This is a genomic window from Halococcus salsus, assembly GCF_009900715.1.
Lineage (GTDB): Archaea > Halobacteriota > Halobacteria > Halobacteriales > Halococcaceae > Halococcus > Halococcus salsus.
Genome location: NZ_JAAAJC010000001.1, coordinates 1,069,144 through 1,092,621 on the forward strand (window position 1 = coordinate 1,069,144; position 23,478 = coordinate 1,092,621).

General features: G+C 67.7%; 26 protein-coding genes. 9 read left to right on the forward strand and 17 right to left on the reverse strand.

Translation table 11 applies throughout. From position 1 onward, the window contains the following. Positions 1-3: 3 nt before the first annotated feature. From GT355_RS05585 to GT355_RS05595, 3 genes are all read right to left on the reverse strand, one after another. On the reverse strand, positions 4-576 hold the full coding sequence (locus GT355_RS05585; protein ID WP_160133696.1) for a DUF7979 domain-containing protein: 573 nt from the start codon (positions 574-576) through the stop codon (positions 4-6). Next, complete coding sequence (locus GT355_RS05590; RefSeq protein WP_160133697.1) at positions 573-2,381, reverse strand: cytochrome c oxidase subunit I; 1,809 nt, start codon at positions 2,379-2,381, stop codon at positions 573-575. The genes GT355_RS05585 and GT355_RS05590 overlap by 4 nt, the downstream gene beginning before the upstream one ends. Positions 2,382-2,596: 215 nt before the next feature. Continuing rightward, positions 2,597-4,426 (reverse strand): glycoside hydrolase family 15 protein, encoded by a 1,830-nt coding sequence (locus GT355_RS05595; protein ID WP_160134007.1) that lies wholly within the window; start codon positions 4,424-4,426, stop codon positions 2,597-2,599. 229 nt (positions 4,427-4,655) lie between these two features. On the opposite strand from GT355_RS05595, the gene GT355_RS05600 reads away from it, so the two are divergent. Then, positions 4,656-5,690: an SDR family oxidoreductase gene (locus GT355_RS05600; protein WP_160133698.1), complete on the forward strand. Its 1,035-nt coding sequence runs from the start codon at positions 4,656-4,658 to the stop codon at positions 5,688-5,690. Continuing rightward, positions 5,687-6,019: a hypothetical protein gene (locus GT355_RS05605; RefSeq protein ID WP_160133699.1), complete on the forward strand. Its 333-nt coding sequence runs from the start codon at positions 5,687-5,689 to the stop codon at positions 6,017-6,019. The genes GT355_RS05600 and GT355_RS05605 overlap by 4 nt, the downstream gene beginning before the upstream one ends. A gap of 31 nt (positions 6,020-6,050) precedes the next feature. Here the strand turns inward: GT355_RS05605 and GT355_RS05610 are convergent, their stop codons facing one another. The 5 genes from GT355_RS05610 to GT355_RS05630 all read right to left on the reverse strand — a co-directional run bounded on the left by GT355_RS05610 (position 6,051) and on the right by GT355_RS05630 (position 10,183). Next, the gene (locus GT355_RS05610; RefSeq protein ID WP_160133700.1) at positions 6,051-7,454 is read right to left on the reverse strand and encodes a GntP family permease; all 1,404 of its coding nucleotides are present in this window, start codon (positions 7,452-7,454) and stop codon (positions 6,051-6,053) included. 179 nt (positions 7,455-7,633) lie between these two features. Continuing rightward, a complete protein-coding gene (locus GT355_RS05615) occupies positions 7,634-8,434 on the reverse strand; it encodes an energy-coupling factor ABC transporter ATP-binding protein (protein ID WP_160133701.1) in 801 nt (266 codons plus the stop codon). After that, positions 8,422-9,234, reverse strand: coding sequence for a cobalt ECF transporter T component CbiQ (gene cbiQ, locus GT355_RS05620; RefSeq protein WP_160133702.1), 813 nt, complete (start codon positions 9,232-9,234; stop codon positions 8,422-8,424). The genes GT355_RS05615 and cbiQ overlap by 13 nt, the downstream gene beginning before the upstream one ends. Further along, complete coding sequence (locus GT355_RS05625) at positions 9,231-9,530, reverse strand: PDGLE domain-containing protein (RefSeq protein ID WP_160133703.1); 300 nt, start codon at positions 9,528-9,530, stop codon at positions 9,231-9,233. The genes cbiQ and GT355_RS05625 overlap by 4 nt, the downstream gene beginning before the upstream one ends. Then, a complete protein-coding gene (locus GT355_RS05630; protein ID WP_160133704.1) occupies positions 9,527-10,183 on the reverse strand; it encodes an energy-coupling factor ABC transporter permease in 657 nt (218 codons plus the stop codon). The genes GT355_RS05625 and GT355_RS05630 overlap by 4 nt, the downstream gene beginning before the upstream one ends. A gap of 127 nt (positions 10,184-10,310) precedes the next feature. On the opposite strand from GT355_RS05630, the gene nikR reads away from it, so the two are divergent. Next, positions 10,311-10,727 (forward strand): nickel-responsive transcriptional regulator NikR, encoded by a 417-nt coding sequence (gene nikR / locus GT355_RS05635; RefSeq protein ID WP_160133705.1) that lies wholly within the window; start codon positions 10,311-10,313, stop codon positions 10,725-10,727. 44 nt (positions 10,728-10,771) lie between these two features. Here nikR and GT355_RS05640 read toward each other — a convergent pair whose 3' ends face one another. Both GT355_RS05640 and GT355_RS05645 read right to left on the reverse strand, forming a co-directional pair. Further along, positions 10,772-10,984 (reverse strand): hypothetical protein, encoded by a 213-nt coding sequence (locus GT355_RS05640; RefSeq protein WP_160133706.1) that lies wholly within the window; start codon positions 10,982-10,984, stop codon positions 10,772-10,774. Positions 10,985-11,059: 75 nt separating this feature from the next. Then, positions 11,060-11,794 (reverse strand): alanyl-tRNA editing protein, encoded by a 735-nt coding sequence (locus GT355_RS05645; protein WP_160133707.1) that lies wholly within the window; start codon positions 11,792-11,794, stop codon positions 11,060-11,062. Positions 11,795-11,909: 115 nt separating this feature from the next. On the opposite strand from GT355_RS05645, the gene GT355_RS05650 reads away from it, so the two are divergent. From GT355_RS05650 to tbsP, 3 genes are all read left to right on the forward strand, one after another. Next, positions 11,910-12,275 (forward strand): hypothetical protein, encoded by a 366-nt coding sequence (locus GT355_RS05650; protein WP_120071196.1) that lies wholly within the window; start codon positions 11,910-11,912, stop codon positions 12,273-12,275. Between the two features lie 132 nt (positions 12,276-12,407). Then, the gene (locus GT355_RS05655) at positions 12,408-14,483 is read left to right on the forward strand and encodes a hypothetical protein (protein ID WP_160133708.1); all 2,076 of its coding nucleotides are present in this window, start codon (positions 12,408-12,410) and stop codon (positions 14,481-14,483) included. 303 nt (positions 14,484-14,786) lie between these two features. Continuing rightward, a complete protein-coding gene (gene tbsP, locus GT355_RS05660) occupies positions 14,787-15,623 on the forward strand; it encodes a transcriptional regulator TbsP (RefSeq protein ID WP_160133709.1) in 837 nt (278 codons plus the stop codon). A 17-nt stretch (positions 15,624-15,640) separates the two neighbouring features. Here tbsP and GT355_RS17970 read toward each other — a convergent pair whose 3' ends face one another. After that, positions 15,641-15,814 (reverse strand): DUF7550 family protein, encoded by a 174-nt coding sequence (locus GT355_RS17970; protein ID WP_192927965.1) that lies wholly within the window; start codon positions 15,812-15,814, stop codon positions 15,641-15,643. A gap of 83 nt (positions 15,815-15,897) precedes the next feature. Here GT355_RS17970 and hisF point away from each other — a divergent pair, with 83 nt between their 5' ends. Beyond that, positions 15,898-16,710 carry an imidazole glycerol phosphate synthase subunit HisF gene (gene hisF / locus GT355_RS05665; RefSeq protein ID WP_160133710.1) on the forward strand — a complete coding sequence of 271 codons (813 nt, stop codon included), beginning with the start codon at positions 15,898-15,900 and terminating at the stop codon, positions 16,708-16,710. 43 nt (positions 16,711-16,753) lie between these two features. On the opposite strand, the gene GT355_RS05670 is transcribed toward hisF, so the two are convergent. Next, entirely contained in the window at positions 16,754-16,981 is a 228-nt protein-coding gene (locus GT355_RS05670; RefSeq protein WP_120071203.1) for a DUF7860 family protein, read from the reverse strand. 85 nt (positions 16,982-17,066) lie between these two features. On the opposite strand from GT355_RS05670, the gene GT355_RS05675 reads away from it, so the two are divergent. Continuing rightward, a complete protein-coding gene (locus GT355_RS05675; protein ID WP_160133711.1) occupies positions 17,067-17,303 on the forward strand; it encodes a DUF8151 family protein in 237 nt (78 codons plus the stop codon). A gap of 124 nt (positions 17,304-17,427) precedes the next feature. Here the strand turns inward: GT355_RS05675 and GT355_RS05680 are convergent, their stop codons facing one another. Then, positions 17,428-17,577, reverse strand: a complete 150-nt coding sequence (locus tag GT355_RS05680; RefSeq protein WP_160133712.1) for a hypothetical protein — start codon at positions 17,575-17,577, stop codon at positions 17,428-17,430. Positions 17,578-17,887: 310 nt separating this feature from the next. Here GT355_RS05680 and GT355_RS05685 point away from each other — a divergent pair, with 310 nt between their 5' ends. Then, positions 17,888-18,280: an SWIM zinc finger family protein gene (locus GT355_RS05685; protein WP_160133713.1), complete on the forward strand. Its 393-nt coding sequence runs from the start codon at positions 17,888-17,890 to the stop codon at positions 18,278-18,280. A gap of 52 nt (positions 18,281-18,332) precedes the next feature. Here GT355_RS05685 and GT355_RS05690 read toward each other — a convergent pair whose 3' ends face one another. From GT355_RS05690 to GT355_RS05705, 4 genes are all read right to left on the reverse strand, one after another. Then, positions 18,333-19,601 (reverse strand): Nramp family divalent metal transporter, encoded by a 1,269-nt coding sequence (locus GT355_RS05690; RefSeq protein ID WP_160133714.1) that lies wholly within the window; start codon positions 19,599-19,601, stop codon positions 18,333-18,335. A 412-nt stretch (positions 19,602-20,013) separates the two neighbouring features. After that, positions 20,014-20,796 carry a sulfite exporter TauE/SafE family protein gene (locus GT355_RS05695; RefSeq protein WP_240145723.1) on the reverse strand — a complete coding sequence of 261 codons (783 nt, stop codon included), beginning with the start codon at positions 20,794-20,796 and terminating at the stop codon, positions 20,014-20,016. A gap of 94 nt (positions 20,797-20,890) precedes the next feature. After that, positions 20,891-21,922, reverse strand: a complete 1,032-nt coding sequence (locus GT355_RS05700; RefSeq protein WP_192927984.1) for a zinc-dependent alcohol dehydrogenase family protein — start codon at positions 21,920-21,922, stop codon at positions 20,891-20,893. Between the two features lie 199 nt (positions 21,923-22,121). Next, positions 22,122-23,282 carry a trans-sulfuration enzyme family protein gene (locus tag GT355_RS05705; protein WP_160133716.1) on the reverse strand — a complete coding sequence of 387 codons (1,161 nt, stop codon included), beginning with the start codon at positions 23,280-23,282 and terminating at the stop codon, positions 22,122-22,124. Positions 23,283-23,478 lie beyond the last annotated feature (196 nt).

A 23,478-nucleotide genomic window follows, 5' to 3' on the forward strand; every position in this document is an offset into this window, starting at 1 on the left:
GGATTAGTTGAACCATCGCCGGAGCCCGGGGGCGGCCGAGAGGCCGAGCCCCACGACGACCCCGACGATGCTGAGCGGCACGTTGAACGCGGTCTCGTCGACGCAGTCGTCGAGCGACGCGACGACGGTGTAGTACGACTCGCCCTCGTAGGTTACGACGGAGCCGTTGCGAAGCTCCTCGAAGTGCGCCGTCCGTCCGTCGAGCTCGGCCTCCTGGAGCGCGCTCGTTCGGGCCTCATCGAAGGTCTCCTGCTCCATCGGCGTGAGTTCGTCGTAGGAGAACTGCCTGAAGTTCGGCGGCTCGTCGCCGGCCGTGAGCTCCGCGGTGTCCGCCGGCGAGTAGACCTCGACGACCGGTCTGTCACAGAGCCCGTAGGTCGGCTGGATCGCGGCGTAGGGTCCGAGGATGACGCCGCCGATGCTGGCCGAGAGGATGATCATCCCCACGAACGATATCGTGTAGGTCTGGAACGACCGGCTGGTCATCGTTCGCCAGAAGCTCCGGACGACGGGTGCGAAGTGCTCCTGGAAGTCCCCGTGGTCCTCGCCGTGGAGGTCCTTCTCGTCGTCGCTCATCCGTCGGTCCCGGGGGTTTCGTCCGCCTCGATTCCGTCCGAACCGCCGTCGGTGGCGTAGCGCTCGGCGAGCTGCTTCTCGAACCACTGCCACTCACGGGTGAACTGCCCGGTCTCCTTCAGGTCCCAAACGTCGGCCTCGGTGACACGCTCGCCCGCCCAGTACGAGCGGAGCATGTTGTAGAGCCAGAGCAGGACGCTGATCCCGATGACGTACGCGCCGATGGTGGTGATCTCCATCAGCCCCGTGAACTCGGCGGGGTAGGTGGCGTATCGGCGGGGAAGCCCGAGCGCGCCGGTGATGAGCATCGCGCCGAAGGTCACGATCACCCCGATGACCATCGTGACCGCCTGGAAACGTGCGAGCGGCTGGTTGTACATCTTCCCCGTGATGATCGGGAACCAGTAGTAGCTCGCGGCCATCATCATGAACGGGATCACGCCCATCAGGATCATGTGGAAGTGACCCACGACGTAGTAGGTGTCGTGATAGAGGATGTCGACGGGGATCGCCGCGAGGAACACGCCCGTGATGCCGCCGATCACGAACGTGCTCAGCCCGCCAACGCAGAACAGCATGGGGGCGGTCAGCCTGACCCGCCCCTTCCAGATCGTGGTGATCCAGTTGAACTCCTTGATCGCGCTCGGGATCGCGATGGCAAGTGAAACCGCCATGAAGCTCGCGCGGATCCGGGGGTCGATACCCGTCGTGAACATGTGGTGGGCCCAGACGCCGAACGAGAGCACGCCGATCGCGAACGTCGAGTAGATCACGAACCGGCGACCGAACAGGGTCCGACCCGAGAACTTCGGGAGGATGAGGCTCATCAGCCCGAAGCCCGGTAACACGATGATGTAGACCTCCGGATGGCCCCAGAACCAGAAGATGTGTTGCCAGAGGATCGCCCCGCCCTGTTCGAGCGCGAAGAACGTCGTCCCGAAGTTTCGGTCGAGCAGGAGCATGATGAGCGCGCTCCCGAGCACCGAGAACGCCAGCAGGGCGATCCCGGCGGTCGTGACGAGCGTCCAGGTGAAGAGGTCGAGGTCGGCCCACGACACCTCGTCGCTCTTCTCGGTGAACACCGTGACGATGAAGTTGACCGACGCGAGCACCGTCGCGATCCCCGAGAGGTGGAGGCCGAGTAACAGGAAGTCGACCTGCGGGTTGGCCGACTGGAGCGACAGCGGCGCGTACATGTACCAGCCGATCTCGGGCGGCTGGATCGCGAACAGGAAGTCGATCGCGTCGACCGGGACGATCAGCCCGAGGAACTTCGCCGTCATGTTGACGATGAGGCCGCCGCGGATCAGCACGAGCGCGGGCGGCAGCATCCAGAAGCCGAGCAGGTTGATCCGGGGGAAGGCGAGGTCGTCGGCCCCGATGAGGAGCGGGAGGAAGTAGTTCGCGATGCCGAAGAAGACGGGCGTAACGAACAGGATCAGCATCGTCAGCCCGTGGGTGGTGAAGAGGGCGTCGTAGGTACCCGCGGTCCAGACGTCGGCCTGCGGGGTGAGGAGTTCGGTCCGGATCATCATCGCGTCGACGCCGCCCCAGATCGCGGCGATCGTCCCGAAGACGATGTACATGATCCCGATGTCGCGGTGGTCGGTGGTGGTGAGCCAGCGCGTGATGCCGCCGACCTTCGCCTCGGTCTCGGCCCCCGTCTCGGTGCCGGCGCTCTCGGGGAGGAATCCCCCGTCGGTCGCCGGTCTGCCGGCCGTGGTCTGGGCGGTGTACGACCGCCAGACGAAGCCCGCGAGCGCGAGGCCGAGCACGGCGGCGACGAGGATCGTCGCGTTCAGCATGGCACGGTCGTATCGAGAACGGCCGCCCGCTCGATGCTTTCGCTTGCCGATTCAAGCGATTGCGCCTGCCGTCTCGGTGCGAACGCGGAACGATGCATACCCGGAACTGGAGCGGTGGGGGTAAATACCCAGCGGAGTCCCGACTTCGTTTCCGGTAACCGGCCGACCCGAGCCGGATCGCGGGGACGAATCTCCGCCTCGTCCCCGCCCGTGGGTCACGTCGATTGCGTCTGGAACGGCTCGACGGCCCCGCCGGTTTCGGCCTCGTGGAGGTAGAGCGCGCTGTTGACGAGCCCGATGTGACTGAACGCCTGTGGGTAGTTCCCCAGCAGTTCGCCCGAGTCCGGGTCGATCTCCTCGGAGACGAGCCCGAGCGGGCTGGTGTAGCCACAGAGGGTGTCGTAGATCTCCCGCGCGCGGTCGACCTCGCCCAGCAGCGCGAGGCAGTTCACGAGCCAGAACGAACACAGCACGAAGGTTCCCTCTTGGCCGGGGAGGTCGTCGTCCTCGTAACGATAGACCAGCCCGTCGTCGGTGGTGAGTTCCTCGCGGATCGCCTCGATGGTACCCTGGATCCGGGGGTCGTCGAAATCGAGAAAGCCCGAGAGCGGGAGCAGGAGCAGCGAGCCGTCGAGTTGGTCGTCGTCGAAGGCTTGCGTGAACGTGTTGCGCTCCTCGTCGAAGCCGCGTTCGATGACGGTCTCCTTGATCGTCTCCCTGTCGGCCCGCCAGTCGTCGAGCGGCGCGTCGAAGCCGTGTTCCTCGGCCATCTCGATCGCGCGGTCGATCGCGACCCAACACATCGCCTTCGAGTGGACGAACTGTTTCGGCCCGCTCCGCATCTCCCAGATGCCCGCGTCGGGGCGCTCCCACGCCTCGCGAACGAACTCGACGATCTCCCGGATCGCGGTCCAGTCGTCGCCCGCGATCTCCCGGTCCGACCACGAGAGCTGGTGGATCGCGAGCACGAGCTCGCCGTACATGCCGAGCTGGAGCTGGTCGGCCGCGCCGTTGCCGATCCGCACGGGTGAGGACTCCCGATAGCCTTCGAGGTGGTCGAGCTCGGTCTCCTCGTAGGTCGAGTCGTGTTGGAGGCCGTAGAGGGGCTGCATCTCGCTCGGGTCGACCTCGCGGCTCAGTCGGAGGAAGTCGTCGAGGTAGTCGACGGCCTCCTGGATGTCGCTGAGGTTGGCGAAGGCTCGCACCGTGAACGCACCGTCGCGGATCCAGTTGTACCGGTAGTCCCAGTTTCGGACCCCGCCGAGCACTTCGGGGAGCGACGTCGTGGGTGCGGCGGTGATCCCGCTGGTTCCCTGGTAGGTGAGGAGCTTGAGCGCGAGCTCCGAACGCACCACGGCGTCGTGGTTGTAGCCCGCGAACGGGCAGTCCTCGCCGTCACAGGCGTGGGTCCAACCGCGCCAGAACTCCACGGTGTCGTCGAGCAGCCGCTCGCACGCCTCGGGCTCCCGGGGAGCCCGGGTCCCGTATTCGAGCACGAACCACTCGGGGTCGTGCTCGTCGAGCGACCACGACGCGCTCGCCGAATCACCGTCGGCGTCGAGGTCGACCGGGCTCGACAGCGCGATCCGGCGGGCCTCGCCGGTCGCCACCACGCCGTCGTCGATCGACTCGACCTGGGTCTCGGAGCGGGCGTAGTCGAACCGTGGTTCGAACGCGACCTCGAGGTCCACGCTGCCGTCGGTGCAGGCCACCTCGCGATAGAGCCCGCGAACTTTCGGCTGGTTGCCGTCGTTACCGGCCGAGAGCGGCATGAAGTCGGTCACCGTCGCGGTCCCGGTGTCGGTGTGGAAAGTGGTCTGGAGGACGTTCGTCCGCTCCATGTACTGCTGTTCCGACTCGAACTCGCCGGTGGGTTGGATGGTGAATCGGCCGCCCCGGTCGGCGTCGAGGACCGCCGCGAAGACCGACGAGGAGTTGAGCCGCGGGAGGCAGCACCAGTCGATCGCGCCGTCGCGACCGACGAGCGCGCAGGTCTCGAGGTTGCCGATCAGCCCGTAGTCGGCGAGCGGTTTGTACCCGCTCATCGCGTTCGTAGAACCGGCATCCACTGTTCGACGGACGATGCGGCAGCCGGAACGGCGGTCGGTCTCATTTGTAGATCGATCGACCGTGCGACGGGTATATGCTTCTATCCCCGTTCCCCTGGGGTCTTAGCCGATGTGTATTCGCAAGCCGGTCGGATAACTCCACCACGGTCGGAGGTCTTGACAGTCGTATGACCGAACACACACCACGAATCCGGAGGGTGGAATCGTGACGGCAGACGACGCCGACGTGGTCGTCATCACCGGTGCGACCTCGGGGATCGGACGGGCCACAGCTCGAAAATCCGGCGAGGACGGCGCACGCGTCGGCCTGCTCGCGCGGGGCGAGGACGGACTCGACGCCACGAAAGCGGATGTCGAAGAAGCGGGCGGCGAGGCGCTCGCGGTGCCGACCGACGTCACCGAGCACGAGGCGGTCGAGGACGCCGCCGACGAGATAGAGAACGAGTTCGGCCCGATCGACGTCTGGATCAACGACGCGATGACGACCGTCTTCGCGGAGTTCCTCGACGTCGATCCCGAGGAGTACAACCGCGTTACCGAGGTCACCTACCTCGGGGCCGTCAACGGCTCGCGGGCCGCGCTCTCCAGGATGGTCCCGCGCGACGAGGGGAAGCTCGTCCAGGTCGGGTCGGCGATGTCGTATCGGGGGATCCCGCTCCAGTCGGCCTACAGCGGCTCGAAGTTCGCGATCCGCGGGATGACCGAGTCCCTCCGCACGGAGCTGATCCACAACGATTCGGACGTGGACGTCTCGATGGTCCAGCTCCCGGGGCTCAACACCCCGCAGTTCGAGCACTGCCGAGGCCACGTCGACGAGTATCCCCAGCCCGTCCCGCCGATCTACCAGCCCGAGATCGCCGCCGACGCGATCCACTGGGTCGCCTATCACGACCGGCGAGAGCTCTACGTCGGCCGCGCGTCGCTGAAGACCATCTGGGGGAACAAGCTCGTGCCGTGGTTCGTCGACCACTACCTCGCGCGGACCGCCTACAGCGGCCAGTTCTCGGACCTCGACTACGACCCCGACCGCCCCGACAACCTCTTCGACCCCATCGAGGGCGACGCGGGCGCGCACGGCCCGTTCGACGACCGCGCGATCCCCATCAGCCGCCAGCTCCAGCTCGCGAAACACCGTCGGTCGATCGGCGTCGTCGCGGCACTGCTCCTCACGCTGTTCGCCCGCCTCCGGCTCGGCGGGAGTGACGACGATTCCGGGACTGGATCGGACGAGACCGAATGAGACGACTCGCCGTCGCGCGCTGCGTCTACGGCGCGTTGCTGGTCGTCGCGTCGGGACCCGTCGTCGGACGCGTCGCCGGCAAGCGGCCGTCGCGGGCCGTGGCTGTCGGTCGTCTCCTGGGTGCGAGACACGTTCTCCAGGCGCTCACGGTGGGCCGAACGCGCTCCGAAGCGTGGGAAAACGCCGGTGTGGGTGTCGACGTGCTCCACGCGCTCAGCATGCTGCTTTTCGCCGGCTACAGCGAGAACTACCGTCGGCTCGCGGCGCTCGATGCACTCGTCGCGGGCGCGTGGGCGGCGAGCGCGTGGCTCGCCGCTCGACGTTCGTAAACGGTCCTTCCAAAAACGGTGCGTCGACGGCTTAGCTCAGCGGGAGGAACGTCGAGAACAGCACGGTGAAGGCGAAGCCGAACACCGAGACGAGCGTCGTGGCGACGCTCCACGTCTTGAGGGTCTCGACCTGCGTGAGCCCGCCGAGCTCCTTGATGATCCAGAAGCCGCTGTCGTTGTACCACGAGAAGGTCGTCGCGCCCGCGCCGATCGCCATCACGAGGTAGGCGGCGTTCGGCTCGAACCCGCCGGCGAGCGGAGCGACGATCCCGGCGGTCGTGAGGATCGCGACGGTCGCCGAGCCCTGGACGATGCGGACCGCGGTCGCGATCACCCACGCGGTGACGAGGATACCGAGCCCGAACCCGCTGAGGATGCCCGCGATGTACTCACCGATGCCCGCGGCGGCGAGCATCGCCCCGAACGCGCCACCCGCGGCGGTGATCGCCGCGATGTTCCCACCGCTCTGGAGCGCCTGCGTGAGCTCCTCGCCCCAGTCGGTTCGGTCGAGGGAGCTCTCGCGGTAGTAGGTGATCGCCGCCACGACCGCCGCGAGCGTCAGCGAGAGGTTCACGTCGCCGATGAAGCTCATGACCGCGCCGAGCTGGCCACCGACGCCGAAGATGTTGCTCGCGGTGGTGTTCGCCCCGATGAAGCCGACGGCGATGACGATCGGCAGGAGGGACTCGACGATCCCCGGCAGCCGGTCGGTCGACTTCGAACTCATCGTCTCGAGTTCGTCGGTCGTCATCCCCATCGAGTCCCGGAGCGGGATGTCCATCCGGCTGTTGATCCACTTCCCGAAGCCGATGCTGACGAACGCGGCGGTCGGGAGCCCGACCAGCAGGCCGACCACGATGGTCGTCCCGAGGTTCGCGCTGAGCTGGTCCGCGGCCGCGAGCGGGCCGGGCGTCGGCGGCACGAACCCGTGGGTGACGACCCCTGCACCGGCGACGGCGATGAGATAGAGCGTGTAGTTGTCCTCCATTCGCGCCGCCGCGGTACGCGCGAGCGGCGTCAGGAGGTAGAGGACGTTGTCGAAGAAGACCGGGATCGCGATCACGAAACTGCTGCCGAACAGCGAGTACTCGGCGCGGTCCCGCCCGGTGAGCGACTCGAACCCGCGGACGATCCGCTGGGCGGCACCGCTTTCGGTCATCGACTTCCCGATTATCGCCGCCATCAGGATCGGGATCCCGATACCGACCATGTTCTCACCGAACGCCTCCGCGATCCGCGTCGGGACGTTCCCGAGCGCGACCTGTGGCGCGACCAGTCCGACGGCGAACGCGGCGATTATCAGCCCGAGAAACGCCGGGACGTCAAGCCACGCCAACAGAAGGATGACGATGATCGTGCCGACGAGCAGCGCCAGGAGCGGCGCTGGAACGATACCTGTCTGAAGCAGTCCGGATCCTACCTCGTTAATACCCATCAACGACGATTCTACACAACCCCTATTTAAATCTGTGATCGACGCCCGGAACGGCGGAAAAACCATGTGTCTATAATGAAGAACTAAAAACATGATTCGTCGAGAAACTGTGACGGATATAGAGCCGCCGTCACGACCGCCCCGTGGAGACGACGGTCGAGCACGTACGAACGGGGACGCTACCCCTCCTCGCGGAGGAGATACTCTCGTGCCGCCGCGACGGTCAGGGGAAGTTCGGCCGTGTCGAGGATCCCCTCGAAGAGCCGCACCGTCGCCGGCGGTCGGAGCCCGTTCTCGGCCAGCAGCGAGCCGTCCGTCAGGACGTCCCGAACGGAACCGTCCGCGACGACGGTGCCGTCCCGTCCGACGACGACAACGCGCTCGGCGACCGCGGGGACGGCGTCGAGCGATGGCGTGAACAGCACCACGGTCCCCTCGTGGTCGGTCACCAGCTGTCGGATTCGCTCCCGGTAGTGGGCGTCGACGGCACCGAACGGTTCGTCGAGCAGGAGGACGTCGGGGTCGAACGCGAGCACGCTCGCGAACGCCGCCCGCTGCTTCTCGCCGCCCGAAAGCCGAAACGGCGGTCGGTCCAGCAGCCCACGAAGTCCGAGTTCGTCGGCGAGCGCCGCCACCCGCCGGTCCGCCGTCTCCCGTGGTATCCCGAGCTGTGCCGGGCCGTACTCGAGGTCCTCGCGGACGGTGGTGTTGAAGAGGTAGTCGTTCGGGTCCTGGAGTAGCACGCCGAGCCGGTCCCTGACCGCTTCGGCGTCGGTCGTCTCACCGAAGTACTCCACCACCCCGGCGGATGGATCGACGAGCCCGCCGAGGAGAAGCTGGAGCGTGCTCTTGCCCGACCCGTTCGCGCCCACGACCGCGACCCGTTCGCCCGCCTCGATGGCGAGCGTGACGTCCCGGATCGCCGTCGTTCCGTCCGGATACTCGTGTGTCAGCTCCCGCGCCTCGATCACGGACTCCACCGTATCACCCCCGACCCGACGACGGCGACGACGGCCAGCGCGACCAGCGCGTAGTCGGCGCCGTCGAGGCTTCGCGACCGGCCGTAGGGGGATGGCGGTCGCGCACCACCACGGGCCCGCATCCCGCGGCCGACGCGTTCGCCACGGTCGAGGGTTCGCAACAGGAAGGTGCCCGCGATCCCCCGCGCGTCGCGCCAACCATCACGGAGGCCCGAGTCCCCGGTCGTCCGGCTGTTCCGTGCGAGGATCAGCCGTTGTAGTTCGTCGAAGAACAGGAATAGGTACCGATAGGTGACGGCGATGGTCCAGACGAGCGCGACCGGGATCCGGAGCGCCCGCATCGCCGCGACCACGGCCGAGAACCGGGTCGTCATCACGACCAACGACAGGAGGGCGACACCGACCCCGACACGCAACGTGAACAGGACGACGTACGCGACGCCTACCTCGGTGACGGTCACGCCGACCACCTCTACGAGTGGGTCGCCTGGAAGCAATACGATCTGCGGGAGGACGACGAGCGCGGACGCGAGCGGGACGACCGCCGAGCGTGCGAGGAGTCGGCGCAGCGGGACGGCGGACAGCCGCGCGAGCGCGACCGTCACGAGACCGAGCGCGACCACGACCGCGAGCGTTCGCGTGAGCATCGTGGCCAGCGCGAGCCCCGTCATCGAGAGAAGCGAGACGCGGGGGTCGCGGCGCTGTAAGAAACCGTCGTCGGTCGCGACCCGTTCGGCGGCGAAGACGGCTCGGAGCGCGGTCGTGATCGTTTCGACGGACGCCGCGACGACCCCGGTCACCGTTCGAGGAGCCGACCGACCCCGACGGCGACACCGAGGGTCAGCGCCGTCCCGACGAGCGCCGAGACCAGCGTACCGAGCGGCGCGCCGAGACCGGGGACCGCGTAGTCAGGGAGGAACCCGGCGTGGAGCGTGACGGCGGCATCGCCAGCACCCGTCGCCTCGGCGGCGTTCTCGAGCGGTTCGGCGTAGCCGACGGCCCCCGATGCCCACCCGAAGACCGGAGCCAAGAGGACGAGAACGAGGATACCGAGACACGCCCGGCGAACCCACGGGTTCGTTCGGACGGCGCTCACAGGTCCACCTCCGGCGAGACCGGTTCGTCCGCGAACCGTCCGAGGACGAGGTCCGGTCGGGCGTTCACGACGGAGCCGTAGACGGCGGCCGTGATCGCCCCCTCGACGAGTCCCAGCAACGCGTGGCCGACGACCATGACGGGAACGGTCACACCGAGTTCGTAGGCGAACGCCGACGAGGCACCGACGGCGACCCCGACCACGAGCGCCGAAACCGTGATCGCCGCCCAGCCGGCCACGAACGCCGCGCCGTTCTCGTGCACCCTCCGCAGGAGTCGGAAGAGCACGTAGCCAACGAGCACGTCGACCACGGCCATCGTGAAGAGGTTCGCGCCGAGCGCGATGATGCCGCCGTCGCCGAAGACGAGCGCCTGGATCGTGACGACGGCCGTCATGGCGAGGACACCGAGGTACGGCCCGAGGAGGATGCCGGCGAACGCACCGCCGACGAAGTGGGCGCTGGTTCCGCCGGGGATCGGCCAGTTCAGCATCTGGGCGGCGAAGATACCGGCCGCCACGACGCCGAGTAACGGGGTCCGCTCGTCACCGAGTTCGCCGCGAGCACGGACGACCGCGACACCGACCGCCATCCCCGTTCCGAGCCAGAGGAGGCCCGCAACCCAGGGGTCGAGAAACCCATCCGGAATGTGCATTCGTACCCGCACCCACCCTCAGCACGGCGATAATACTTTTGGTCGCCATCGTAATACTGGATGGTGTGACATCGTTTCGACATCGTAGTACCCAGCGACCGACCGGCTGCTCGGGAGGCATCGAGTCGTGAGCGAGGAGATCGAGCGGATGAGCGTCACGCTTCCGCCAAGCCTCCTCGACGAGTTCGACACCGTCGTGGACGTCGGCGAGTACGACAGCCGGTCCGAGGCGACGAGGGACGCCCTCCGCGCGTTCGTCACCGAGTTCAACCAGCAGACCGACCTCTCCGGGGCCCTCAGCGGGACGGTGGTCGTGCTCTACGAACACGACCACAGCGGTGTGAGCGACGCGATGACCGAGCTCCAGCACGACTTCACCGAGACGATCATCGCGGTCCACCACGTCCACCTCAGCGACCACCTCTGTCTGGAGTCGATCGCCGTCGACGGAACCGGGGAGCGGATCGAGGCGTTGCTGTCCCGGATCCGGCCGCTGAAGGGCGTCCACCAGGTCAAACTCACCGTCGTCGAGGCGGACCGATAGCGACGGGGTAGTGAAATATGCCGTCTCCGGACGGTCTCGAACGACTACTCGTCGTCGTCGATGATGCGGTAGATCTTGATCCCGCTTCGCTTCCCGACGGGTGTCCGCGACCCGGGTCTGAGGAAGTAGTGGTCGTCGGTGAGGTCGATGGTGTACTCCCCGCCGGCGTCGTAGGCCTTGAACTTCCCCGGTTCGAGGGTTTCGAGCGTCTCCACGGTGTCCACCAGTTCGGTTTTCTCGCTGTCGAAAGGTTGCATTGGTGTCCTCTATCGGTGTCACGGCCTTTAAGATACTGGTCCCTGGCCCGCCGGTCGCCCGCGACGCGCCGTCGGTCAGTCGTCCGTCGCGGGGTCGTGGAGAACGAACTCGATCCGATCGACGTTCGCGCCCTTCGAGGTCCGGTCGGTGATCTGGATCTCGCCGAGTTCGGCCAGGGAGTCGACGTGGGTGCCGCCGCAGGGACAAACGTCGATGTCGCCGATCGAGACCGCCCGGAGCGGGTCGACGCTCTCGGGGATCAGGTCGAGGTTAGTCCGGCCCTCGGGCGTCTCCTCTTCGAGCGCCGCCCGCGACCGGTTCTCCTTTCGAACTGGGAGGTCGCGCGCGATGAGGTCGTTCGCGCGCTCCTCGATCGCCCGGAGGTCGGACTCGTCGAAGTCCGCCGGTTCGAAGTCGATACGGGCGTGGTCGGGGTAGACCTGATTGCCCGCCGTGCTCGCGTCGTAGTCGTCGAGGACGACCTTCGAGACGACGTGCTGGGCGGTGTGGTATCGCATGTGGGCGTGGCGGCGCTCCCAGTCGAGGTCGCCGTGGACCGCGGTTCCCACTTCGGGGACGTCACCGTCCAGTTCGTGTCGGATCTCGCCGTGGTCCTTGCGGACGTCGACGACGCGCGCCTCGCCGCCGTCCCACGAGAGCGTGCCGTGGTCGGGTGGCTGGCCGCCGCCCTCCTTGTAGAACAGCGTCCGGTCAAGCACGACGCTCGGGCCGGCCCCGTCGGCGGCGACGACCTCCGCGTCGAACGTGCGCTGGTACTCCCCGGCCGGGAGGTAGAGCTCCTCGGTCATGGGCCCGATCCGCGCCGGATAAGTATGGGTGTTCGCTCTCGAACGAGCCCCTTGGGCCCGGGGGTCTGACGACCGTCTGACGTGGTTTTATATACCCATCTTTCCACACGGGAGTATGTCGCGTCGTTACCCGGGTACGGGGTCGTCGCGGGTCCCCGTCGTCGGGGCCCTCGGACGCACTGATTCGGTCGATCGAGCGAGCGTCGTCGGCAGCGCACCGGTGATCGCCGGCACGGGATTCGTGCTGAGCCGTGCGGTCGCCATGGTCGTCGCCGGCGGCTCGGGGCTGACGTTCCTCTGGGGACTGGTCATCGGCCTCGGGTTCGCCACCGCCGGCGTCGTGGTGCTGGCGTCGAGCGAACGAACCGGCGACCGGATGGGACCGGGTCGGTCGCCAGTCGAACGGATCCCGCTCACGACCGCCGGCGGCGTGCTGTTGCTCTCGCTGCTCACCGGCGTCGTGCTCGGCACCGTACTCTGAACGCCCGCGACGGTCGTAGCCCGGACCGTCCTCGCCACCGAAACCCGTGAATTTTTAACGGTGCGGCGTATCTCGACGCCAGTGACAACGGCGGGACCGACGACGGACGAGATGACGATGCGCTGGTGATAGATGGGAACCGTGTTCTTCGAACCCGACGCCGAAGGCGGACTCGCGGTGGTGGACCCGGTAGAGCGGCACCGATACGTGCTCTCGACACCGGAGTCGGTCACGCCCGAGCCCGCCGAAACGGAGTCGTTCGAACGCCCGGTCGAGGCCGCCGTCTCGGTCCGCACCAGTTCGTTCTCGCTGCCGAACATCGTACTCGCCACCGTCCGTGACGGAAACGACGTGGTCGCCCACGCCGAACACTTCGCGGACGAGCACCTGCCCGAGGGAACCTACAGCATCGAGCTGAGCGCCCCGATAAAACTCTACTTCGTGGTCGAGAGCTCGGTGGACCTGACCGCCGACGCCGAACGGATGTCGATCGAGTTCGGCGAGGAAGCCGACGTATTGGTGGGCGCGCGCTCACACCACGACCGGCCGGCGGCGACGGTGACGACGACGTCGGACCCGGAGCACATGATGCAAGCGATTTCGACATTCGGTTCGGCACTCAAGACCACCTCGCCCGAGCGCTCGTATCCGACCCTTCGAGGACACCCACCGACGGTCGAACTCGGCGAGGAGATCGATCTCGCGGGGCTCGAACCGCCCGACACTGGGGTGACGATCGAAGTTCCCGCCGACCTCCGGTCGGTGTTCGTGGTCGCGCCGCTAGCGTACTACCTCGGCGCGCGAGTGGTTCCGGGCGACCCACCCCGAATCCGGACCGAGACGGGATTCGAGTACGAACTGGACGGCCCTGCCGGCTTCGAGACCACCGTCGAACGCACCCTCAAGCGCGTCTTCTTCCTCGACTGTCTCTGCCGGTCCGAGGGTCGGTCGCCGGTCGACCTCCACGAGCGGTCGGCGCTGGAGTCGACGCTGGGGCTCGATTTCGGCGCGCTCTACGACCGTCCGCTGGCGGCCCGGCTCGAAGCCGCCCTCGACATCCCCTACGAAACCATCGAGCCACACCTTCCCCAGTGGAAGCTCACCGCCCACGTCGAACCGACCCCCGACAGCGTCGAGATGCTCCCCTTCCTCGTCGACGACCTCGCCGTCGTTCGGTCGCCGCACACCCACGAGGTCGCGGTCTCGAACGTCTGGGCCGCCACGCTCGACGAGTTCCTTCGGGGGAGCCGTTCCGAGACGAGCCGGGGCGTCGCCGCCAGCTCTACCGACCCTCCACAGTTCGTCCGGCTCGCGGCGGCGGACTCGCTCGAACAGGCGTGGATCGGCGACGGCACGCCGCTGGGCGCGAGCAAGGCCACGACTGAAGCCCATCGGAACCGACTCGACCGCACGCCGACCGAGGGCGACAGCACCGTGCGAGTGGTCTGCAACAATGCCGAGATGGGCGAGGAACAGGGGCTGGTCGATACGATCTACGGCGACCGCGACCTCCCGTTCGACGTCGCCGTCGAGCGCGACCTCACCGTCGACGAACTCCGCGAGGCCCTCGCGGAGCGAACCGACCTCCTCCACTACATCGGCCACATCGACGGGACCGGTTTCGAGTGTCTCGACGGGGCGCTCGACGCCGCGACGTTGGACTCGGTCGGGGTCGACGCCTTCCTGCTCAACGCCTGTCAGTCCTACGAGCAGGGGATGAGCCTGATACGGAAGGGTTCCATCGGTGGCATCGTCACCCTCTCCGACGTCTTGAACCGGAACGCGGTGGCGATGGGCCGGGCGTTCGCGGGGTTGCTCAACGCCGGCTTCCCGCTGCGGGCCGCCCTCGAGATCGCCCGCGACGAGATCATCGTCGGCGGCCAGTACCTCGTGGTCGGGGACGGTGGGTTCACCATCGCTCACGCCGAGAGCGGGACGCCGAACCTCTACGTGGCCGAGCGGGCGGACGACGGGCTCCGGGTCGAACACCGGACCTACCCGACGGCCGAGCGCGGGATGGGGAGCCTCTTCGTCCCCTGCGTCGACGGCGAGAGCGAGTACCACCTCTCGTCGGGGACGGTCAGGACGTTCGAGTGCTCGGTCGCCGAGCTCGAACGGCTGCTGGCGGCCGAGGGGGTCCCGGCGAAGGTCGACGGCGACCTCCACTGGGACGGCCGGTTCGTGGCGGCCGACTACGGACCCGAGTAAGTACAGCTGTTGGTCGCCGAGGGGTCTCGTCGCGCGAGCGCCGTGGTCGGTTCGACACCGGACTGGGAACGGGCTCCCGACACCGACCCTCGTTCGTCCGACATAGCGGGCGGAGCGACGACCAACGGATTCATAAGCGTTGTTGATCCTTTCGAACAGGATCCCCCGTGGTCCCCGAGGACGAACGAGCGGTTTTTATCCGAAATTTATGCACGATTCGGGTTACGGTTCCGGAAAATCCGGGCATTTCAGACCGGGATGGCCAGTGAAATTAAATACCGCGAACGCCTAGTGGTCAGTCGCATGAGTTCCCAGAACCTGATCGAGACGGACGTTGCGAACATCTACCGCGCCGCGCTCGCCGACGCGGCCGGCGAGTCGTTCGTGGTCGCGGCGTCGGCGACGTCGGTCGAACGCCTGGTGTCGGTGCTCGACGACCTCGACGACCCGCCGACGGTTCGGCTGTTCGCCCGCGAGGACACGTTGAAGACGGTGATGGACGACTTCATCGTGGCCAGCACCGCCGCCGACCTCATCGAGAACGAAACCCTCTCGCTCCGCATCGCCGACGGCGACGGCATGAGCCCGCTGGTGATCACCGAGGGGACGGTGTTCTCGGTCGTCACCGCGGGTGGACGGGTTGCCGGGCTCGCCACCGACGACGAGACGTTCAGCGAGACCGCCCGCGAGGAGTACGCGGACGCGTGGGCGGACGCCGCCCCCTACACGCTCCGGACCCCGCCGCTCTCGCGCGTGCGAGCGACGATGGAGGAGTCGTTCGGCCCCGAGATGGTGGCCGATTTCGACGGGGTGCTGGCCTCGCTCGACACCGCACGCGGCGGCGACGACGGGCTCGACGAGGTCACGATCAGCCTGCTCGTCGCGGCCAAGAACGAGGAGCTCCTCTACGACATCTCGAAGTGGGGCGAGGACACCGGCGTGGCGAGCAAGGCCACGTTCTCGCGAACCAAGACCCGGCTCGAAGAGATGGACCTGATCCACACCACGAAGGTCCCGATCGACGTCGGTCGACCACGGCTCCGGCTCCTGCTCGGCGACGAGCGCCTCGCCGACGCCGACGCCGACGAGCTCGCGTCGGTCGCCGGGGGGCTCCTCTCGGCGAACGGTGCGGCCGCCTGAGGTCCGTTCTCGACGGGCTACCCGAGTACGACCGGGATCCCGAAGACGACCACCAACCCGATCAGCAACACGACGAACCCGATCCCCGCCGCCCGCGCCGAGAACGGGCTCATCGGGGCGGTCTCCCGGGGGTCGTCCGCCGCGTTCGAGGCCAGTCCGCCGCCGGTCGTCGTCGTCATGTTGTCGTCCATGCCGGGGGCGAGGGGTGGGGGGAGTAAGTGCTTCGCGGTGACGGCAGGGCTTTTACCGCCGGTCGCCGACCATCCGGTATCGAATGCTGACAAAGCGCATCATTCCCTGTATCGACGTCGACCTCGACGAGGACGGCGAGCCAGCGGTCTACACCGGCGTGAACTTCGAGGACCTGACCTACTCCGGCGACCCGGTCGAGATGGCCCGGGAGTACAACGCCGCCGGCGCGGACGAGTTCGTCTTCCTCGACATCACCGCCTCGGCCGACGGCCGCGCGACGATGCTCGACGTCGTGTCGCGGGTGGCCGACGAGGTGTTCATCCCCCTGACCGTGGGCGGCGGTATTCGGACTCGGGACGACATCAAGGAGACGCTTCGGGCGGGGGCGGACAAGGTCTCGATCAACACGGCGGCGCTCGACAGACCCGAACTCATCACGGAGGGGGCGGCGGCCTTCGGGAACCAGTGTATCGTGATCTCGGTCGACGCCCGTCGACGGTTCGACGGCGAGGGCGACCACTATACGACCGTGGACGGCGAGTCGTGCTGGTTCGAGTGTACGGTGAAGGGCGGGCGCGAGGGCACCGGCGTCGACGTCGTGACGTGGGCGCGCGAGGCCGAGGACCGAGGGGCGGGCGAACTGTTCGTCAACTCGATCGACGCCGACGGCACGAAGGACGGCTACGACGTTCCGCTCACGCGAGCGGTCTGTGAGACCGTCTCGACACCGGTGATCGCCTCCTCGGGCTGTGGCGGACCCGGCGACATGGACGAGGTGTTCACCGAGGCGGGCGCGGACGCTGCGCTCGCGGCTTCTATCTTTCACTTCGGCGAGTACTCCATCGGGGAGGTCAAGGAGTACCTCGCCGACCACGACGTTCCGGTCCGGCGTTAGCGGTCCATCCGCATCGTCGAACGCCGGATCGAGTCATGCCGGTTCACTCGGTCAACGGAAGCACGATCCCGAACAGCAGCACCGAGAGGAAGGCGACGACGATCCCGAGCGCCTCGCTGTCGACCAGTAGCTGTTCCTCCCAGCCGGGGAACGGACCGACGAGCGGTTGGAGGAGGACCAGCCCGAGGACGCCGAGCGCGAACAGCCCGACGCCGAGGCCGAAGCCGCCTTTCGTGAGCCGTTCGTAGTCGAGGTCGCCGTAGCGCGCCATCGTGTGGGGACCACGACCGCTATCGAATATAGTCGTTTCGTCGCGAAACACAACGGCTTTGCGTCGGGGTGGGGACGGGGTGGTCATGTTCGAAGCCCTCATCGGCACCGCCGCCGAGGCGGGGACCGTCGCGGTGCGGGCGGCCGTCGCGGTCGTCGCCGCGTTCGCGGGCGTGTTCGTCGAGCTGAACGGTCTCCGGACCCTCGGAGCCGGCGATCAGGTCGCCGGAGTCTGGATGGCGGCCGTCGGCTGTCTGTTGCTCGTGGTCTGTGTCGTCCTCGCGCGCGACCTGGTGCGTGGCGTCGGAAGCTCGACCAGCTAACGACCGCTTTACGGCAGGCGGTCGACGTTGACCTCCATCGTCCCGGGGAACCGTCGGAGCCGTGCGTAGACGACCACTCCGAGCCCGAGGCCGGCGGCGACGCCGACGAAGAAGACGAGTTCGTTCATGCGGGCGGCGGTCCCGTTCGGGTGTCCTCGACCGAGCGAAGCTTCGATTCGCCGCAGCTCGGACAGCCGCTCGCACCGATCCGGTATCGGTTCCCGCTGCCGTCGAGCGCGGTGATACAGAACTCGCCGCAGTCGGAACACTGCATCAGGTCTCGTCTCATACCCGACACACGCGGCTCGGTACTAAGGGGGCGAGCCATCCCCGTCCCGAAAGTGGAAGTGCCGGAGGGGACGGGGGTGGCACGAACGAGCCGCCGGACGACCGTTGCGCCCGAAAGAACGGTGGCGGTCGTCCCGCCAGCGGTGCCGTACACCACGTAGCGGCGGCGCGAATGTGGTCCCGGTCGTCTGGAGAGACGCTCTCCGCTTCGATATCGCCATCCTCAGAGAGGGGACGTTCACTTTCACTCCGGCGTTGCCGCCGGCTTATCCCGCCGAATCCCCTCGTGTGATCCAATGAGCACGACCACATCGTACGACGACGCGCTCGCGACGCGACCGTTCAAGCACGCGATCGACAGGCGCGACCGGCGGGCGCTCTCCGAGCGGCTGGTCGTCCTCGAACACGGGCCGGGTATCTACGAGGTCTACAGCGAGGACGGCACCGAGTACCTCGTGGACATCCGAACCCCGTCGTGTACCTGTCCGGACTTCATGTACCGCGAGGCTGATTGCAAGCACATCCGTCGCGCCCGGATCGAAGCCGGCGAGCACGACCTCGACTCGCTCGCCGCGACGGTCGAGGAAACCATCGGGAAACTCGACGACCACATCGCGAACCTCGCCGCGCAGCGTGCCGAGCTCGTGCGTCTCCAGCGCGACATCGAGCGGTTCGCTGACGACGCCTAAACCAGTCTCCGGCGTCTTCACCACCGATTCGACGGCGACAGCCGGTGTCCGGCTACAGACCGCCGCCGGTGATCGCGCCGATCACGCTCTGGGCCGAGGAGACGCCGAGCACGACCGAGAGGACCACGAGCACGGCACCGACGGCGTTCAGCGCCGGCCCGTTCGTGTGCTCGCCCAGCAGGCCCGTGCTGTTCGCCGCCCAGACGAGACAGACCGCGGTGATCGGGAGGCCGATCACGCCGTTGAGCGCCGGGAACAACACGATCATGTCCACGACACTCAACCCGAAGAAGGCCGCCACAAGCGGCGAGAGCGCGCTGACCCCGATACCGATGATGTAGACGATCCGGAAGAGCCGGTCGTCGCTGTCCACGTCCCGCCCGGTGGCCTGCGGGATGATGTAGGCGGGCGTCCACATGATGGGGACGATGCTGTTGAACGCCGCGACGATCGCCCCGACGAGGAAGAGGACCAACGCCCAGTCGCCGAGGACGTCGGCCAGCGCCCGTCCGGGCGTGATGAACGTCGCTATCTCCGTGATCCCGGCCGGCCGGAGCACCGCCGCCGTCGCGATCACGATCGCCATCGTGACGACCCCGCCGATGGCGTAGCCGACGCCGAGGTCCAGCCGCATCGTCGGGATCGCGAACTCGTCGGTCCACCCCTTCTCCCGAACCAGGATGGATTCGAGGAAGAAGTTGGGCCAGAGCGCGGTGGTTCCGAGGATGCTCGCGACGAGCGTGAGCGCGCCGATGTCCGGGATCCCGGGCACGAACCCGCCGGCGACGCCACCGATGGAGGGACCGCTCCCGACCGCGACGACGACGTAGGCGATCAACAGCCCGAACATCATCGTGATCATGACCTTCTCGACCGCGTCGTAGCCGAGGATGCCGACGACGATCGCGAGGACCCCGCAGGCGACCGCGATCGGTTGCCACTGGATCGCCCCGCCGAGCAGCACGGAGACCCCCTCGCCGACGGCGGCCGTGAGCGCGAGCCCCCACGCGATACAGCCGACCGAGAGCACGAGCGCGAGCGCCGTCGCTACCGGCGTGCCGACCCGCTCGTGGATGAACGTCATCAGCGGTTTGCCGAAGATCCCGAGGCGCGCGCTGATGTACTGGGCGATGAACCCGAGGACCACCGCCCCCACGACCGCCCAAAGCAGCGCGTAGCCGTACTGGACACCGGCCGAGCTCGCGATGAAGACCGACCCCGAGCCGAAGTAGCTCGCGACCATCACGAACGCGAGACCGTATTTGTCGAAGAAGTCACCGCCGGGAACCCCATCGACCCCGGCCTCCCTGTTTTCACTCATGCTACGTATATTAATTTTTTACTGTCATATTCTGCCGAGCGATACTGCTGGCGACCGTCGACGACGAGATATGGATAACGTATATCTGACGAAGTGGGACGGTACTGATAAGCGCACTGTTTGCGAGCGGCGGTACTCAGCGGGTACGTGGGCGGTGTATACCGGTTTCGGCGAACGGAGCGCTACTTTCGTGGACGAACCCCGGTCTTCGCGAGCCGGTACGGTGTGGCGACCATGGGCTTCCGGTAGCGTTCGCGGAGGTGGTCAACGATCCGATATTTCGTGTTGCTGTTCAGTTCGGCCAGGTGGTTTCGGAGCCGGGTCATGGGTCAGTTTCCGCGCACGATGCGAGTTCGTCCTGGTACTTGGATGTTTTGGCGGCACCCGGGGACGGCGCGGATCGTTGCCGCGTCTACAGGACGAGCGTGGGTGCGACGAGGACCAGAACGCCGCCGAGGACCACCTTCAGCCGTGCGGGGTCGACGAAGTGGGCGACCTTCCACCCGACGAGCACCCCCGCGAGCAGTGGAACGCCGACCAAAATGGCGAGCGGGCCCGAGACGGCTCCCTGGGCGAGGTAGCCGAGCGCGGCGAACGTCGCGATGAACACGCCCTGGGCCTGGGCGACCGCGACGGCGCTCAACATCGGCACGCCGAGCAACACGAGCGCCGGGACGGCGATCACCGGGCCGCCGACGCCGAGGAGGCCGCTGAACCCCCCGAGCACCGCGCCGACCACGAAGTAGCCCGTCCGGCCGGCGGTCGTTTCGAGGTCCAGCGAGTAGACCGCGCTCAGCCCCCGGAGCTCCCGGTAGACGATGACGAGCCCCGCGATCCCGGTGAGCAGCCCGAGCAGCACGCCGAACAGGTCGCGGGAGACCGATCCGTTCAGCCACGCCCCGACCACGGCCCCGCCGATGCTCCCGCCGCAGAGCAGCCCGGTCAGCGAGAGCCGCTCCCTGGAGAGCTCGCCGGAGCGAACGTAGGCGGCGGTTCCGACCACCCCGGTGGCGATGAACGCGACCTGGACGGTGCCGGCGATGACGTCCGAGCCGATGTCGGTGAGCGTGTAGAGCGCGATCGTGAGGAAGATCCCGCCGGGTCCGATCGCGGTGATACCGACACCCGAGGCGAACGCGACGAGCACGAGCCCGACGGTCAGTCCGAGCCCGAGCCACACCACCGAACTAATCACGGTCGATTCGAGGACGGGTCTCGACGCGGATGAAGGGCCGGATCCGGTGACGTGGACCCGTCGTGACCGCCGGTCGTTCGGCGTTCGACACCGCTCAGGCCGTCCCGTCCGGAACGACGAGTTTCTTGAGTCCCTCGGTGTTGCCCATCCGTTCGAACGCGCCTTCCAGCCCGTCGAGCCCGATCTCCTCGGTGACGAGCGGGTCGACGTCGATCCGGTCGTTCCGGAGAAGCGTCACCGCGCGCTCGAAGGATTCCTGGGTCAGCGCGAACGTCCCGACCATGCTGACCTCGTCGAAGTAGAGGTCGAACGGCGAGAACTCCATCGTGGCGTCCTGTGGCGGAACGCCGGCGACCAGCGTGCGCCCGCCCTTGCCGGTCATGGCGCGGGCCTGTTCGATCGTCGCCGTCTGCCCGACGACCTCCGCCGCGACGTCGACCGGCCCGTCGACCGCCGTGACCTGCTCGACCGCGTCGCCGTCGGCAGGGTCGACCGCGTGGTCGGCCCCGAGTTCGAGCGCGAGTTCCCGACGACCCGCGTCGAGCTCCGAGACGATGATCTCCCCCGCGCCGGCGACCCGGAAGCTCTGGACCATGAGAAGGCCGATCGGACCCGCGCCGATGACGGCCACCGTGTCGCCGGTCGTGAGGTCCGCCCGGTCGACGGCGTGGACACAGCACGCGAGCGGTTCGGCGAGCGCGGCCGTTCGGACCGGGAGGTCGCCGCAGTCGACGACGACCGACGCCGGGGCGGCGACGTACTCGGCGAACGAGCCGTCCCGAATGGTGTTCCCGGCCCCGCCGATCGAGGTGTTGTCCGCACAGAGGTTCGTCTCGCCGCGCTTGCACGCCGGACAGGCGTTGCAGGGGACCGTCGGATTGAGCGTGACACGGTCGCCGACGGCGACGGTCGTGACGTTCCCGCCCACCTCGACGACCTCGCCCGCGGTCTCGTGGCCGAGCACGAGCGGCGTCGGGGCCTCGAACGAGCCGTGGTACATGTGGTAGTCGGTCATGCAGACGCCGCACGCGCCCACCCGGATCAGTACGTCGTCGTCGGCGACGGTCGGGCGCGGGCGGTCCTGAACCTCGACCTCGCCGACCGCCGTGAGCACCGACGCACGCATCCGCTCCGCTCGCCCGTCGTCCGAATCGGTGTCGTTCATGCGACCACCACAGCCACGAACGACTTCCGACTTTCGCTGATCGTCATCATCGAACCACGGAGTGACCCTGGCCGTCCACCTTCGTCACACGCGGCCGGTCGTGCGATCCAACGGCGCGATAGTCGTGACCGAACGCTTCACCGGCATCGTCGAGACGACATCACCGCGCAACGGCGTCCAGCCCTCGTTCGACGTCCGCCACCAGGTCCGCGCTCCGTTCGATGCCGACGCTGAGCCGGACGAGGCCGGCGTCGATCCCGGCCGCGTCGAGTTCGGTGGGGGCGAGGTCCTGGTGGGTCATCGCCGCGGGGACCTCGATGAGGCTCTCGACCCCGCCGAGGCTCTCGGCGATCGTGACCGTCTCCAGCGCCGCGACGAACGCGACCGCGTCCTCGACGCCGCCCGCGAGCTCGAACGACAACATCCCGCCGAAGTCGGCCATCTGTTCGGCGGCGACCTCGTGGCCGGGGTGAGAGGCGAGCCCCGGATAGTGGACCCGTTCGACGGCGTCGTGACCGTCGAGCAGGTCGGCGAGGAGCGCCGCGTTGTGGCAGTGGCGGTCCATCCGCGCGTCCAGGGTCTTGATCCCCCGCCGAATCAGGAACGCCTCGAACGGGCCGATGATCGCACCGCGGGTGTACTGGATCCGCCAGATCCGCTCGGCGAGCGCGTCGTCGTCGGTCGCTACCGCGCCCGCGATGGCGTCGGAGTGACCACCGAGGTACTTCGTGAGCGACTCGACGACGAGGTCCGCCCCGAGCTCGACCGGGCGCTGGAGGGCGGGCGACGCGAACGTGTTGTCGACCGCGAGGAGGGCGTCGGCCTCATGGGCGATGGCCGCCGTCGTCTCCAGGTCGGTGATCCGGAGGAGTGGGTTCGTCGGGCTCTCGGCGTAGACGAGCGCGGTGTCCTCCCCGACCGCCTCGCGAACCGCGTCGGGGTCGGTGACGTCGACGTAGCTCACCTCGATCCCGTAGCGCGGGTAGAACTCGGCGAGCAGGTCGTAGGTCTCGGCGTAGAGGCTGTTGCCCGCGACGACGTGGTCGCCCGCCGAGAGCAGGGAGAAGACCGCGTCGATCGCCGCCATGCCGCTGGCGAACACCCGCGCGTGGGCCGCGCCTTCGAGGTCCGCCACCACCGTTTCGAGGTCGGCCCGCGTCGGGGCCGCCATCCGCGAGTAGCGGTACTCCCCGCGCTCGCTCGGTGAGTCGTACCGGTAGGTCGCGTTGGCGTAGATCGGCGTCACCAGCGCGTCGTTCGTCTCGCGCTCGCCCGCGTGGATCGAGGCCGTGTCGAGTCGGTCGTCGTCGTTCCCCGTCATTCGCCCGTCACGGTCTCCCGCTCGATTCGCTCGTTCTCCATCCCCGCCCTCGCTCGTCGAGTGGTCGCGAACCGAACCGTCGTTGTCAGTCGTTTCGTCGTTTCACAGGCCATACACGGCGACGTATTCGGCATCCGCCAAAATCGTTGTGTTCGGCGCGAGCTCGACCCCCGAGACGAGTCGGTTCCCGAGTCCG

Excerpts from the sequence above, each read along its gene's own strand:
- GT355_RS05585 (WP_160133696.1), bottom strand. The coding sequence starts at position 576 with ATGAGCGACGACGAGAAGGACCTCCACGGCGAGGACCACGGGGACTTC.
- GT355_RS05590 (WP_160133697.1), bottom strand. The coding sequence starts at position 2,381 with ATGCTGAACGCGACGATCCTCGTCGCCGCCGTGCTCGGCCTCGCGCTC.
- GT355_RS05595 (WP_160134007.1), bottom strand. The coding sequence starts at position 4,426 with ATGAGCGGGTACAAACCGCTCGCCGACTACGGGCTGATCGGCAACCTC.
- GT355_RS05605 (WP_160133699.1), top strand. The coding sequence starts at position 5,687 with ATGAGACGACTCGCCGTCGCGCGCTGCGTCTACGGCGCGTTGCTGGTC.
- GT355_RS05610 (WP_160133700.1), bottom strand. The coding sequence starts at position 7,454 with ATGGGTATTAACGAGGTAGGATCCGGACTGCTTCAGACAGGTATCGTT.
- GT355_RS05630 (WP_160133704.1), bottom strand. The coding sequence starts at position 10,183 with ATGCACATTCCGGATGGGTTTCTCGACCCCTGGGTTGCGGGCCTCCTC.
- GT355_RS05640 (WP_160133706.1), bottom strand. The coding sequence starts at position 10,984 with ATGCAACCTTTCGACAGCGAGAAAACCGAACTGGTGGACACCGTGGAG.
- GT355_RS05645 (WP_160133707.1), bottom strand. The coding sequence starts at position 11,794 with ATGACCGAGGAGCTCTACCTCCCGGCCGGGGAGTACCAGCGCACGTTC.
- GT355_RS05650 (WP_120071196.1), top strand. The coding sequence starts at position 11,910 with ATGTCGCGTCGTTACCCGGGTACGGGGTCGTCGCGGGTCCCCGTCGTC.
- GT355_RS05655 (WP_160133708.1), top strand. The coding sequence starts at position 12,408 with ATGGGAACCGTGTTCTTCGAACCCGACGCCGAAGGCGGACTCGCGGTG.
- tbsP (WP_160133709.1), top strand. The coding sequence starts at position 14,787 with ATGAGTTCCCAGAACCTGATCGAGACGGACGTTGCGAACATCTACCGC.
- GT355_RS17970 (WP_192927965.1), bottom strand. The coding sequence starts at position 15,814 with ATGGACGACAACATGACGACGACGACCGGCGGCGGACTGGCCTCGAAC.
- hisF (WP_160133710.1), top strand. The coding sequence starts at position 15,898 with ATGCTGACAAAGCGCATCATTCCCTGTATCGACGTCGACCTCGACGAG.
- GT355_RS05670 (WP_120071203.1), bottom strand. The coding sequence starts at position 16,981 with ATGGCGCGCTACGGCGACCTCGACTACGAACGGCTCACGAAAGGCGGC.
- GT355_RS05675 (WP_160133711.1), top strand. The coding sequence starts at position 17,067 with ATGTTCGAAGCCCTCATCGGCACCGCCGCCGAGGCGGGGACCGTCGCG.
- GT355_RS05680 (WP_160133712.1), bottom strand. The coding sequence starts at position 17,577 with ATGCAGTGTTCCGACTGCGGCGAGTTCTGTATCACCGCGCTCGACGGC.
- GT355_RS05685 (WP_160133713.1), top strand. The coding sequence starts at position 17,888 with ATGAGCACGACCACATCGTACGACGACGCGCTCGCGACGCGACCGTTC.
- GT355_RS05690 (WP_160133714.1), bottom strand. The coding sequence starts at position 19,601 with ATGAGTGAAAACAGGGAGGCCGGGGTCGATGGGGTTCCCGGCGGTGAC.
- GT355_RS05700 (WP_192927984.1), bottom strand. The coding sequence starts at position 21,922 with ATGCGTGCGTCGGTGCTCACGGCGGTCGGCGAGGTCGAGGTTCAGGAC.
- GT355_RS05705 (WP_160133716.1), bottom strand. The coding sequence starts at position 23,282 with ATGACGGGGAACGACGACGACCGACTCGACACGGCCTCGATCCACGCG.